The sequence below is a fragment of the Streptomyces sp. NPDC005566 genome, assembly GCF_040605575.1.
Classification (GTDB): domain Bacteria; phylum Actinomycetota; class Actinomycetes; order Streptomycetales; family Streptomycetaceae; genus Streptomyces.
In genome coordinates this window covers 271857-283999 of the sequence record NZ_JBEXDB010000006.1, presented here as the reverse complement: position 1 = coordinate 283999, position 12143 = coordinate 271857, and the positions used below count along the sequence as shown (strand labels likewise).

Below are 12143 nucleotides of genomic sequence, written 5' to 3'. Positions count from 1 at the left end.
TCAGCGGCCCCCCTGCTTCGGCGGCATGCAGTCGTCCTCGGGAAGGGTTCCGACGGGCAGGTAGTCCTTCGGGACGACTCCGCACACGTAGTTGTCGAACCAGCGGCCGTTGCCGAGTGTGTTGCCCACGAGCCGGTTGTAGGAGCCGGCCGTCGCGAGCACCTTGTCGAGGCTCTTGCGGTTCTTCACCAGGACGGCGGTGACCCGGCCGAGCGAGTCCAGCGTGGGTTTCAGCTGCTTGTCGTTGTCCGTGACGAGCCCGGTGAGCTGGGTGCCGAGGTTCCGGGTTCCTGTGAGCAGCAGATGGATGGAGTCGCGGCGTGCCTGGATCTCGCCGAGGAGCAGGTTGCCGTCCTCCAGAAGGGTTTCGAAGCTGCTCTTCTTGTCGGCGAGTGTCTTGGTGAGCTGCTTGCTGCCCTTGAGCAGGGTGGCGAGCTGCGCGTCGCGTTCGGAGACGGTCCTGGAGAGTGCCGAGAGCCCGTTCGCCGCGCTGCGCACGTCGGGCGGGGAGTCCTTGAAGGTTTCGGAGATCGTCTCGAAGCTCCGGGCGAGCTGGGCGGTGTCGATCTCCCCGATGGTCTCGCCGAGTCCGTTGAACGCCTGGGTGACGTCGTACGGGGAGGTGGTGCGGCTCGCGGTGATGCGGGAGCCGGGGTCCTGCGGGGCGTTGCCGAGCGGGTCGACGGCGAGGTACTTGTCACCGAGGAGGGTCTTGATGGCGATCCCGACGGTGGAGGAGTTCCCGATCCAGGCGTCCTTCACCTTGAAGTCGACCTTCACCTTGGCGCCGTCGAGCGAGACGCCGGTGACCTCTCCGACCTTGACGCCGGCGATCCGCACCTCGTCGCCGCTGTCGAGTCCGGCCGACTCGGTGAAGTCGGCGCTGTAGGTGGTTCCGCCCCCGATGAAGGGCAGCGCGTCGGCGCGGTAGGCGGCCAGGCCCAGGAGGGACAGGACGAGGAGTCCGACGATGCTGACGGCCACGGGGTTGCGTTCCCGTACGGGCTTGATTCTCATGCCAGGCACCTCGGTCGGGTGATCGCGATGCCGGTGGGCGGGGCGCTGCCGTCCTCGGTGCTCACTCCGGAAACCTTGGCCTCGCACAGGTAGAGGTTGAGCCACGAGCCGTACGAGGTGAGGCGGGTGATTGCCTCCATCTTGGCGGGGGTCTTCGCGAGGAAGCTCTCGATCTGCGGCTGCCCCTTCTCCAACTGACCGGTGAGACGGCCCAGTTGTTTGATGTCTTCCTTGAGCGGCTTGCGTCCGTCCTCGAGGAGACCGGCGGTGACGGTCGTGAGCGCGCCCATGGCCGTGACCGCTTCGCCGAGGGGCTTGCGGTCGCCGGAGAAGCCGGTGACGAGCTTCTGGAGGGTGACGACGAGGTCGTTGAAGCCCGCCTCACGGTCGTTGACGGTCTTCAGGACCGTGTTGAGGTTCTTGATCACCTCGCCGATCACCTTGTCCTTGGCCGCGACGGTGCCGGTCAGCGATCCGACGTGGGAGAGGATGCTGTCGACGGTGCCGCCCTCGCCCTGGAGCACCTGGACGATGGAGCCCGCGAGCTGGTTGACGTCCGGCGGGGACAGCCCTTCGAAGAGCGGCTGGAACCCGTTGAAGAGCTGGGTGAGGTCCAGGGCCGGGGTCGTGCGGGAGAGCGGGATGGTCGCCCCCGCGGCGAAGCTCCTGCCGACGGGGCCCGCCCCCTGGTCCAGGTCGACGAAGCGCTGGCCGACCATGTTGAGGTATTTGATCGACGCGGTCACGGAGGCGGGCAGCTTGCGGCCCTTGCGGACGGCGAAGGCGACCTCGGCCAGCCGCTTGTCGGCCACCTCGATCGATTCGACCTGTCCGACCTTGACTCCGGCGATCCGGACGCTGTCACCGACGACCAGTCCGGTGGCGTCCGTGAACCTCGCCCGGTACGTCGTCGTGTCGCCGACCCCCGTGTTGGCGATGGAGAGGGCCAGGACGGTGGTGGCCAGGACGGTCACCACGACGAAGACGATGGATTTCGCGAGCGGTCCCGCGAGGGAGCGGCGCTTCACTTGAGCTTCACCTCCGCACCGCGGAAGGCCGGACCGATGAGCACGCTGCTCCAGTCGGGCAGGGACTGCGGCTGCACTTTCAGTGAGGGGGCGACGAGTTCGTTGACGAGCCGGCTCTCCTGGGGGGAGTTGGGCATGCCCAAGGCGGTGTCGGTGGTGGCGGACGCGGTGGCCTTGTCCCCCGCCGCCGGGCCGGTGTCCGTTTCGGTGGCGCGGGCATCGGCGGTCGGGACCGTACTGCCCACGTACGGAACCGAGTAGCAGTGCGGGCCGCCGGTCGCGCTGTAGACCGGGGTGTCCTTGCCTGCCACGTACCTTCCCTTCGACTTCACGGCCTTGAGGGTGACGTGGAGGCCGGGCTGATCGGTGCCCTTGCCCAGCGCCTTGTCCATGGCCGGCACGAAGCCCGCCATCGTGCGCAGGGTGCACGGGAACGCGTCCGAGTACTCGGCGAGGAGTTCCAGCGTCGGCCGGCCCGCTGCGGAGAGCCGGATGAGGTTGTCCTTGTTCCGCCGCAGGAACGACGTGACGTCCTGGGCGGACGCGGTGGTGGACCCGTACAGATCGGCGAGTTCCGCCTGCTGTTCGGCGATGGTGCCGCTGGTGGTGGTGAAGTCGGTGAGCGCGTCCAGGACGTCGGGGGCGGCGTCCGCGTAGAGGGCGCTCACCTTGACGAGTTCCTTGATGTCCGCGTTCAGCGTGGGCAGTTGGGGGTTGAACTCCTTGAGGTGGGCGTCGAGTGTGACCAGCGTGTCGCCGAGTTTGTCGCCGCGCCCCTCGAGGGCCTGTGAGACGGCGTTGAGCGTGGCGGCGAGCTTCTCCGGTTTGACCGCGGTCAGCATCGGCAGGACGTTGTCGAGGACTTCCTCCAGCTCGATGGCGTTGCTGGAGCGGTCCTGCGGGATCACGGAACCCGCCTGCAGGGTATGCGCGGAAGGAACCTGCGGCGGCACGAGAGCGACGAACCGCTCGCCGAAGAGGGTGGTCGGCAGCATCTGGGCGGTCACGTCGGCGGGTATCTGCCGGAGCCTGTCGGGCTGGATGGCAAGGGTCAGGCGCGCCCCGTCGCCGTCGGCCGCGATGTCGCGCACCTGTCCGATGACGACACCGCGCAGTTTCACGTCGGCGTTGTCATGCATCTCGTTGCCGACGCTCCCGGTGCGTACGGTCACGGTGGCGTCGTCGCTGAAGTCCTTCTCGTACACCGAGACCGATACCCACACGAGCACGACGGGCACGAGCACGAAGGCCACGCCGGCGATTCTGCGGCGCACCGTCTGCGCCGTGGACGAGGGCATCAGCCGGCCACCTTCACCGTTGTCGTCGCGCCCCAGATGGCGAGCGAGAGGAAGAAGTCGGTGACGCTGATGAGCACGATGGCGTTGCGTACCGACCGGCCCACGGCCACGCCGACCCCGGCGGGGCCGCCGGTGGCGTGGAAGCCGTAGTAGCAGTGGGCAAGGATCACCAGCACGCTGAAGATCAGCACCTTGAGCACCGACAGGAGCACGTCGTCCGGGGAGAGGAAGAGATTGAAGTAGTGGTCGTAGGTGCCCGCGGACTGGCCGTTGAACAGGACCGTGATGGAGCGGGAGGCCAGGTAGGAGGAGAGCAGCCCGATGGCGTACAGGGGGATGATCGCGACGACGCCGGCGATGATGCGGGTGGTGACGAGGTAGGGCATGGACCGCACACCCATCGCTTCGAGCGCGTCGACCTCCTCGTTGATCCGCATCGCGCCGAGCTGGGCGGTGAAGCCCGCGCCGACGGTCGCGGAGAGGGCCAGCCCGGCCACGAGCGGGGCGATCTCACGGGTGTTGAAGTACGCGGAGATGAAGCCGGTGAACGCGGAGGTGCCGATCTGGTCGAGGGCCGCGTAGCCCTGGAGGCCGACGACCGAACCGGTGGCGAGGGTCATCGCGATCATCACGCCGATGGTTCCGCCGATGACGCCCAGGCCGCCGCTGCCGAAGGCGACCTCGGCGAGGAGCCGCTGGACCTCCTTGAGGTAGCGGCGCAGGGTCCTGGGGATCCAGATGAGGGCCCGTACGTAGAAGGTGAGCTGGTCACCCGACCGGTCGAGCCGGCTGAGTATCGACACCGGTCAGCCCCCCTTCGGGGGGACGATCTGGAGGTAGATCGCCGTGAGGACCATGTTCACGAAGAACAGGAGCATGAAGGTGATGACGACCGACTGGTTGACCGCGTCGCCCACGCCCTTGGGACCGCCGCGCGGGTTCAGCCCGCGGTAGGCGGCGACGATGCCGGCGATGAAGCCGAAGATCAGCGCCTTGAGTTCGCCGATGTACAGGTCGGGCAGCTGCGCGAGGGCGGAGAAGCTGGCGAGGTAGGCGCCCGGTGTGCCGTCCTGCATGATCACGTTGAAGAAGTAGCCGCCGAGCGTGCCGACCACGGACACCAGTCCGTTGAGCAGGACGGCGACGAGCATGGTGGCGAGGACCCGCGGGACGACGAGCCGCTGGATGGGCGAGACGCCCATGACCTCCATCGCGTCGAGCTCCTCGCGGATCTTCCGCGATCCGAGGTCGGCGCAGATGGCCGAGCCGGCCGCTCCCGAGATCAGCAGCGCCACGATGAGCGGGCTGGCCTGCTGGATGACGGCGAGGACGCTGGCGCCGCCGGTGAAGGACTGTGCGCCGAGCTGCTCGGTGAGCGAGCCGACCTGGAGGGCGATGACGGCGCCGAACGGGATGGAGACCAGGGCGGCGGGCAGAATCGTGACGCTGGCGACGAACCAGAACTGTTCGATGAACTCCCGTACCTGGAAGGGCCTGCGGAAGATGGCCCGGGAGACCGCCAGAGCGAGCGCGAACAGCTGGCCGGTCTGGCGCAGCGGGGCGAGGAGCCGCGAGGGCTGCCTCTGCCCCGGTACCTCCTGAGGGGCCTTCTCGGGGGCGGGCTCCGCCGGGGGGCGTACGGGCAGCGGTGCCGTCATCGGCGCCCACCGTCCAAGGTCGGCGTGTAGCTGTTCATGATGGCCGTGCGGGCGGCCTCCGGCAGCTGGCCCATCATGGAGATGACCCGCTCCCGGCGGCGCAGGGCCGCCTGCCGTACGGGCATCCCGGGTGAGGGTTCCAGCTGGGGAACCACGGTGCGGGGCCCTGCGGCGTATACGTGGCCGTTCGTCTGCTCGGCGGCGAGGGTGGCCGCGTCCTTCTCCTCCGACATCCCGATGGGGCCTTCCCTGCGTCCGGCGAGGAACTGGGAGACAACGGGCGTGTCGCTGGTGAGCAGCACCTCGCGCGGCCCGAAGGTGACGAGGTTGCGGCAGAACAGCATGCCCATGTTGTCCGGGACTGTGGCCGCGATGTCGAGGTTGTGGGTGACGATCAGCATCGTGGCGTCGATCTGCGCGTTGAGGTCGATGAGCAGCTGGGAGAGGTACGCGGTGCGGACCGGGTCGAGTCCGGAGTCCGGTTCGTCGCAGAGGATGATCTGCGGGTCCAGGACGAGGGCCCGGGCGAGGCCGGCACGCTTGCGCATGCCTCCGGATATTTCGCCCGGCAGCTTCTCCTCCGCGCCGAGCAGGCCGACGATGTCGATCCGCTCCATGACGATCCGCCGGATCTCGGACTCATTCTTGCGGGTGTGTTCACGCAAGGGGAAGGCGATGTTGTCGAAGAGCGACATCGAACCGAAGAGAGCGCCGTCCTGGAACATGAGGCCGAACAGCTTCCGGGTCTCCATGATTTCCCGCTCGGGGCTGTTCACCATGTCGACACCGTTGATGAGGACCCGGCCCTTTTCCGGCTTGAGCAATCCGATGATGGATTTCAGGAACACAGTCTTTCCGGTGCCTGAAGGGCCGAGCATGACGCTCACCTCACCGGCCGGCAACGTGAGGCTGACGTCCTGCCAGATGTTCTGCTTGCCGAAGGATTTCGTCAGGCCTTCGACGACTACTTCGATTCCCATCGGCCCTCCCTCGAAGTGGTGGTGAACGACGTCATCTGTCAGCGCTCCGGCTCCCGTACGTGCAACGACGGCTTGTCACACATGCACCAGGAGGCGCACGCTATGTCCGTCGAAACCGCCAGGACAAGCCGTTGAACAGCGGAAATCGCCGGATGTCGATCTCGGTGTGGATCACTTGTCACCGATTGACAAATCCGCCCGGCGGCTTTGTCGGAATCTGCGCAAGCTCTCCGGGGTCCCGCGGCCCAGGGGGGCCGGAGCCACGGGACCCCGGGAGTGGGAGACCCCGCCCCGGTGGAAGGGTTCGGGGCCGGAGGAACTCCCGGAGGAATCCCGGGTCGAGGGGGCTCGACCAGGACTCCATGTGCGTCGAACAAGCAGGTACGGATGCGTTTCCGAGCTGCTCAAGCGGGACGCTACGGGCCAGTAACCTAAGTCCGCAATAGCACTTCACAAACTTTCTCCGAGGTAATTGCGCGGCGCCGTTTTCTTATGTGCCGATGAGCAATCCGCGCGCGAAACCTGTCGAAAAGTGAGGGACTTCGAGTCGAAGCAGCCGGCTCGGGAATGCCGCTCGGGACACGCCGAAGCCCGCCCCGACCAGGGTGGCATGCGGTCGCGGCGGGCTCGGGCGGGCGGCACGACGGGACGCACCAAGTGACAAAGGTGCGCGACGCGTCGGGCCCGGGGGTCACTTCACGGCGGAGTGCCAGTTCTGGGAGAGCTCCTTGCCCGCGTTGGGCACGGACAGCCCGGGTGCGGTGAGGCCGATCGTCGAGGTCTTGGCGTTGTTGAGGACGAGGTTGTTCGACCCGGCCCCGGCGGGCAGGCCCACCTTGAGGTCGATGGCCCAGCTGAGGATGCCGGCCAGACCGCAGCCGTTGGCCTTCGGCACGGAGAACTGGCTGTCCCCCTGCGCCGCCCCCGACAGGTCGAGGTTGATGAGCGAGCCCTCGTCCGGGTTCGACGTTCCGTCGCCGTTGTACCTTGATGCGGCCAGGGTCGGAGCGCTGAGGTTTCCGGGGCGCAGGAGCACGGGGTTGCTGCTGCTTCCGATGTAGCAGTTGGAGCCGAGCAGAGGGTTCTCCAGGCGGATCTTGACGGGCAGCTTGACGATCGGCCCGGTGGAGATCCCCGCGACCAGGCTGAACTCGGTCGGTGTACCGGCCGACTCCACCGTGGCGGTCACCTTGTTCAGTGTGGCGTTGGTGATCTGCCCGCAGACGGCGGATATGACAGGGACGTTGCTGGGGCACATGATGCCCAGCAGCCCGCCGGGGATCGTGGTCTTTCCGCTGACGATGGAGCCCGCCGGCGGCGGGACGACCGTGTAGGTCCCTTCGGCGGGATGCTGGATGACGCCGAACTGCAGGTTCGTGGACCCGGTCGTCGCCGTGGTGTTGCCCAGCTTGATGGTGCCGTTGGGCGAGGTGGACGTCACGCAGAGCGGGACTTCGGTGTCGCCGTCCGTCGCGAGCATGGCGGGGGCGTCCACCGGACACCGGTCGAACGGGGCCCACGCGCCGCCCAGCTGGGCGGCGGCCGTGGCGGCACCGGCCGGTGACGCGGTCAGCGGCATGACCAGCGCGGCGGACGCCGCGACGGCACCGGCGGCCTTGATCCAGGTCTTCGGGGCAGGACTCATCGTTACCTCAATTCGTTTAAGGATTCTGGGAGTTGCTGTGCTCGACATGACGATCGAGTGCGACCGCTCGGTCAGCGCGTCGCCTTGGGAATGTCCTGGGGCTGGTACTCGGGCGTGCAGGCGCCACCGGTCGAGGGAACACACGGCGCCCCCTGTACCTGCTTGACGAATCCGGGAGACCCGGACAGGGAGGCGGTGAAGAGGCTGTCCAGATCCTCGCCCACTCCGCACCCCTCGAAGGGTGGGATGGTGACCGACCCGGTCAGTTCCCCTCCGGTGATCACCGTGTAGCCCTCGTTGCCCTTCTCCGGGTCCCAGGTCCCCAGGCCGGCAAGGGCGAGCCGGAACGGGCGCTCCGTCCGACAGCTCTTCCCCACGTCCAGCGGGACGCCGTTGACCTTCACGTCGTACAGGCGGAGGACGAAGTCCATGTCGACGCTGGTGGTGGTCTTGGTGAAACCCCCGTTGAGGAGATCCGTGATGCCGTGGGACACCACGTTGCGGTCCTGCGGCGAGTCGGGCTCGGGAGGGATCTGTGTCATCTCGAGGGTGGCCGTCGTCGGCATGAAGCCGAACGTCAGGAACGTCCCGGTGGTGGGCGGCAGCTGAGGCTTACCCTTGTAGTCCAGCACGATCGCCGCATTCAGGACCGCGTGCACGTAGGGGAACTCGAACCAGTTCTCGCCGTCGTACGTGTGGATCCGGGCGCAGGCCGGAGGGAATTTGGTGGCGCCGTCGAGTTTGGTCACGTTCGCGTAGCCGGCCACGTAAGCGACCATGTCGCGGCCCTCTGCGTTCAACGGGTCCCCGACGCACGGTGGCACTGCCGCGGACGCGGACTCCTTCGCCCGCTTCCCGACCTCGGGCGCGACGGGTTGTCCCTGCTCCGCGTCATCGGGCCACTCATCGGACGCCGATGGTCCCGGTGCGGGCGTATCGGCACCACCATCCACGCCGACCGTCGCCAGGGTCGTCTCCTGATCCGCGTCCACCACGCACTGCACGGAGAGGGTCGGCGGCTCCGCCGGAGCACCGTCAGCCTTCTTCACGGCCAGTTCCACCGAGAGGGCGGAGGCCTTGAACGACAGGTCGCCCGGCGCCCCGGGCCGGACATAGGGAACACTCCCCGCCGTGCTCAGCGTCAGCTCCCCCGCCTCCGGAACCGGTGCCGCATCTGCGGCCGTCCCGACCCACTCCGCCCGGGCCTGCCGGCCCCCCTGGACGACGTCGACGGAGAGCCGTGCCTCCGCGCTCACGGCCGCCGCTCCCGACTCGGCGAGGGCGGCCGACGCCGCCTCGGGCAGGGTGAGGACCAGCGCCATCTCCTCGGGCTGGATCATCTGTCCGGCCTGAGCCGATTCGGGGACCTGCGCGGTCAGCCGAACCTTCGCCGGCTGCCCGCCCTCCGGGAAGTCACACGTATAGGCAAGCTCCGCGTCGATCTCCTGCACACCGGAAGCGGCCTGTGCGCCGGGGATCATTCCCCCGAGCAGCACAGTGACGGCCACTGCCGCACCGCGCGCGGTGCGCCTGCGCGTTCCCGCCATACGACTTCCTTTCACTGGCGATGTCCCCTTCCCGGACGACCGGCCGCGCCTCGTGCGCCGGACGCCCCCAGCACACTCCCTGCCCACCCTGTCCCGGCGTGCGGCCGGGTCAAGGGGAGTACAGGATGGCCGGTACGGCCGCGCCCCGGACCGCGGTGACAACCGTGCAGCTCGTGCCGTACGTCCAGTTGTCACCCGGAGCCGCGATGCCCGAGCAACCGATCCGCTCGTAGGTGGTGTTGTCGCTGACAGCCGACTTCCGGACGCAGGCTGCGCGGCGCAGGGATCGCACAACGGGCGGGCCCGCTGTGCGATCCCTCATGACCCGACGCCGGGTCCGCGACCGGATCAGGGGGTGTACACGATGCCCGGTTTGGTGGTCGTACCCGTCTTGACCGCGTTGTACTTGGCGGTGTAGATCGGGTGCTGGCCCACAGCCGCGATGCCGGTGCATCCCGGGGTGACCGTGGCGACCGTCAGCTGGTAGGTGGCGTTGTTGCCGATGGTGAGCTGACCGCTGGTGTTGTTGTAGGACGCCGTGACATTACCCGTCACCGTGAAGGTGCAGGTGAGGACCGTCACCGAAGCCTGGACCCCGGAGATGTACCCGGTGGTGGTTCCGGCGCTGTAGCTGTTCGCCTTCAGCTGCCACGCCGGGGAGGTGGTGGCGGCCGGCGTCACCGGGCCGAACGGGCTCGTGCAGCCGCTCCAGGTCAGTGGAGCGATGGTGCCGACCGTCACGTTCGACGTACCGGACGCGGTCGCCAGCACGGCGCTGGCCGCCGATGCCGTACACGTCATCGGGATGCCGTTGAGGCTGAGCGAGACGGTGCCGGAGTTGGTGGCCGTGACCGCCACCGGTGAGGGGGCGGGGGTGACGGTCCAGGTCGGAGCGGAGACGCCGGCGGTGGCGGTGGTGGCTCCGAGGGTGATGGCAGCCGCGGCTGCACCGGCCGTGAGTGCGATCCTTCTGAGGGTGTTGCGCACAGTGAGTTCCTCCGATTCGGCAGTGCGGGTGCACTGTTGCGGGGAAGGCACCCCAATTCCTGCAAAGTTGCAGGGAGTGCCGCGATGAATCGTGTTGCGTGGGGGCCGTGCTGCTCTTTCAGCCACACACGTTCTGTGACAGGGCGTGACGTTACTTGCGGGAAACTTGGAGCACAATCCCGGCGTCGAAATTGCCCCCGGGCATTCTTTTTCCTCGTCCGCAGGTCACTAATCGGTGCGGAACACTTGTCACTTGGTGCGCAATATTCGTTGCCGGGGATCCGGTCGCCGACACGATCTTCACGTCGGCCGCCGAACCCGGCGGACCGTGCGGGGCGACACAATCCACCGTCGGGCGCCACCCGCGATGTCAACACCTGCCGACCGCTGGCCGCATCTGCCAGTTACCCAGGGTTACTTTTTTGTCCCCGGGAGAGCAAGCGTCCGAAAACATTGTCCGGAAGTGAGCAATGCGGCCCTCACCTGCACGGAAGCCCCACAATGAGGCGCAACTGTGTGCCCCTTGCACTTCGATCCTGTTCAAGTGGTGGGCACGCCCACCGACTTGGCATACCTTCGTCGCCGAAGTTGGTATACACCTGTCGGCCCGTGGGAGCGCTTCCCCCATTGCCCCACCCACACCGGGCACCGGAGAGCAAGGGGACAGTCATGCCAAGACTCATTCAGCCATTGGACACCGGCGATCCTCTGGGGCCGCTCCCACAGGAATTCGCCGCGATCATGCGACCCGAACTACCGAGCCTGATCAAAGAGATCGGCATGGAAGTCACGCGCGCCTATCCCGAATACGCACAGCTGCTGAGCGGACCCAACGGGCAGACCATCCGGGTCGGAGTGGAACAGAGCCTGTCCTCGTTCGTCGACCTGGTCGCGGAGCCCACGTCCTCGACAACGCTCCGCGACAACATGTGCCGAAGATTCGGACGGTTCGAGGCGTACGAGGGCCGCAGCATGGAAACCCTCCAGGGCGCCTACCGGCTGGGCGCGCGGATCGCTCTGCGGCGGGCGAAGAAGGTCGGCCGGAGCTACAACTTCTCACCGACGCTGATGCTCAGCTTCGCCGATGCGCTGTTCGCCTATGTCGATGAACTGGAGTCGTTGTCCCGCGAGGGCTATCTGGAAGTGCAGGCCCAGTCCGACCAGCAGAGCGAAGCCATGCGCCGTCGTCTCCTGCACCTGATCCTGGCCGGCCGCCCGGTGCCGCGGACCGCCATCTCGGAGCTGTGCGAGCAGACCGGCTGGTCACTGCCCGAACAGGTGACGCTGATCGCCGTACGCACGCCCGCCGGCGTGGATCCGGCCGACCTCGCCCGCGACGTACTGGCCGATCTCGGCGACCCGCAACCGCACTTACTGGTGCCGGGGCCGATGGACGACGCGCGACGGCAGATGCTCGAGCGTGCACTGATCGGTGCCCGCGCCGTCATCGGGCTGACCGTGCCGACGGCTTTCGCGTCCGACTCGATCCGGTGGGCCCGGCGCGTGGTGGAGCTCATCGACTCGGGCATCATCGACGACACCCCGGTCGTCCCGTGCGAGGACCACCTCATCACCCTGTGGCTGCTGTCCGATCCGGCTCTCCTCGACCAACTCGCCCAGCGCGAACTGGCGCCGGTCTCCGCCATCAGCTCCACGCGGCGCGAGCGGCTGGTCGAGACCCTGCGGATCTGGCTCGACACCCGGGGCACCGCGGCGCAGATGGGCGAGCTCCTGGACGTCCACCCCCAGACGGTCCGCTACCGCATGCGCAATCTGGAGTCCATCTTCGGCGAGCAGCTGATCGACCCCCGGAGCAGGTTCTCCACCGAAGCCGTACTGCGCGCACTGCAGTTGCGCTCGCGCGGCAAGGAGACGATCACCTGACGGAGCGTGGAACACTGATCACAGCCTTCCCCGTGAGTCAACTTACCTACAGGTAAAGCGAAATAGACGGTCAGTCCCAAACGGTTGCGACACGGAGAC

11 protein-coding genes are annotated in these 12143 nt (G+C 67.6%); 1 reads left to right on the top strand and 10 read right to left on the bottom strand.

Annotated elements, in window-relative coordinates:
- The 10 genes from ABZS61_RS12155 to ABZS61_RS12110 form a co-directional block, all read right to left on the bottom strand.
- A complete protein-coding gene (locus ABZS61_RS12155; RefSeq protein WP_356418260.1) occupies positions 1 to 1017 on the bottom strand; it encodes an MCE family protein in 1017 nt (338 codons plus the stop codon).
- Positions 1014 to 2045 carry an MCE family protein gene (locus ABZS61_RS12150; RefSeq protein ID WP_356418258.1) on the bottom strand — a complete coding sequence of 344 codons (1032 nt, stop codon included), beginning with the start codon at positions 2043 to 2045 and terminating at the stop codon, positions 1014 to 1016. The genes ABZS61_RS12155 and ABZS61_RS12150 overlap by 4 nt, the downstream gene beginning before the upstream one ends.
- Entirely contained in the window at positions 2042 to 3343 is a 1302-nt protein-coding gene (locus ABZS61_RS12145) for an MCE family protein (protein WP_356418256.1), read from the bottom strand. The genes ABZS61_RS12150 and ABZS61_RS12145 overlap by 4 nt, the downstream gene beginning before the upstream one ends.
- Positions 3343 to 4146 (bottom strand): ABC transporter permease, encoded by an 804-nt coding sequence (locus ABZS61_RS12140; protein WP_356418254.1) that lies wholly within the window; start codon positions 4144 to 4146, stop codon positions 3343 to 3345. Before ABZS61_RS12140 ends, ABZS61_RS12145 begins: the two co-directional genes overlap by 1 nt.
- Before the next feature lie 3 nt (positions 4147 to 4149).
- A complete protein-coding gene (locus ABZS61_RS12135; RefSeq protein WP_356418252.1) occupies positions 4150 to 5001 on the bottom strand; it encodes an ABC transporter permease in 852 nt (283 codons plus the stop codon).
- Positions 4998 to 5981: an ATP-binding cassette domain-containing protein gene (locus ABZS61_RS12130; RefSeq protein WP_356418250.1), complete on the bottom strand. Its 984-nt coding sequence runs from the start codon at positions 5979 to 5981 to the stop codon at positions 4998 to 5000. Before ABZS61_RS12130 ends, ABZS61_RS12135 begins: the two co-directional genes overlap by 4 nt.
- A gap of 691 nt (positions 5982 to 6672) precedes the next feature.
- Positions 6673 to 7626: a hypothetical protein gene (locus tag ABZS61_RS12125; RefSeq protein WP_356418248.1), complete on the bottom strand. Its 954-nt coding sequence runs from the start codon at positions 7624 to 7626 to the stop codon at positions 6673 to 6675.
- 71 nt (positions 7627 to 7697) lie between these two features.
- Positions 7698 to 9173: a DUF6801 domain-containing protein gene (locus ABZS61_RS12120; protein ID WP_356418246.1), complete on the bottom strand. Its 1476-nt coding sequence runs from the start codon at positions 9171 to 9173 to the stop codon at positions 7698 to 7700.
- A gap of 109 nt (positions 9174 to 9282) precedes the next feature.
- On the bottom strand, positions 9283 to 9495 hold the full coding sequence (locus ABZS61_RS12115) for a hypothetical protein (RefSeq protein WP_356418244.1): 213 nt from the start codon (positions 9493 to 9495) through the stop codon (positions 9283 to 9285).
- Between the two features lie 26 nt (positions 9496 to 9521).
- A complete protein-coding gene (locus ABZS61_RS12110) occupies positions 9522 to 10160 on the bottom strand; it encodes a hypothetical protein (protein WP_356418242.1) in 639 nt (212 codons plus the stop codon).
- Between the two features lie 669 nt (positions 10161 to 10829).
- On the opposite strand from ABZS61_RS12110, the gene ABZS61_RS12105 reads away from it, so the two are divergent.
- Positions 10830 to 12044 (top strand): helix-turn-helix domain-containing protein, encoded by a 1215-nt coding sequence (locus ABZS61_RS12105; protein WP_356418240.1) that lies wholly within the window; start codon positions 10830 to 10832, stop codon positions 12042 to 12044.
- Positions 12045 to 12143: the final 99 nt, after the last annotated feature.

Coding starts and splice junctions, on each gene's coding strand:
- ABZS61_RS12155 (WP_356418260.1), bottom strand. CDS start 1,017: ATGAGAATCAAGCCCGTACGGGAACGCAACCCCGTGGCCGTCAGCATC.
- ABZS61_RS12145 (WP_356418256.1), bottom strand. CDS start 3,343: ATGCCCTCGTCCACGGCGCAGACGGTGCGCCGCAGAATCGCCGGCGTG.
- ABZS61_RS12135 (WP_356418252.1), bottom strand. CDS start 5,001: ATGACGGCACCGCTGCCCGTACGCCCCCCGGCGGAGCCCGCCCCCGAG.
- ABZS61_RS12130 (WP_356418250.1), bottom strand. CDS start 5,981: ATGGGAATCGAAGTAGTCGTCGAAGGCCTGACGAAATCCTTCGGCAAG.
- ABZS61_RS12125 (WP_356418248.1), bottom strand. CDS start 7,626: ATGAGTCCTGCCCCGAAGACCTGGATCAAGGCCGCCGGTGCCGTCGCG.
- ABZS61_RS12120 (WP_356418246.1), bottom strand. CDS start 9,173: ATGGCGGGAACGCGCAGGCGCACCGCGCGCGGTGCGGCAGTGGCCGTC.
- ABZS61_RS12115 (WP_356418244.1), bottom strand. CDS start 9,495: ATGAGGGATCGCACAGCGGGCCCGCCCGTTGTGCGATCCCTGCGCCGC.
- ABZS61_RS12105 (WP_356418240.1), top strand. CDS start 10,830: ATGCCAAGACTCATTCAGCCATTGGACACCGGCGATCCTCTGGGGCCG.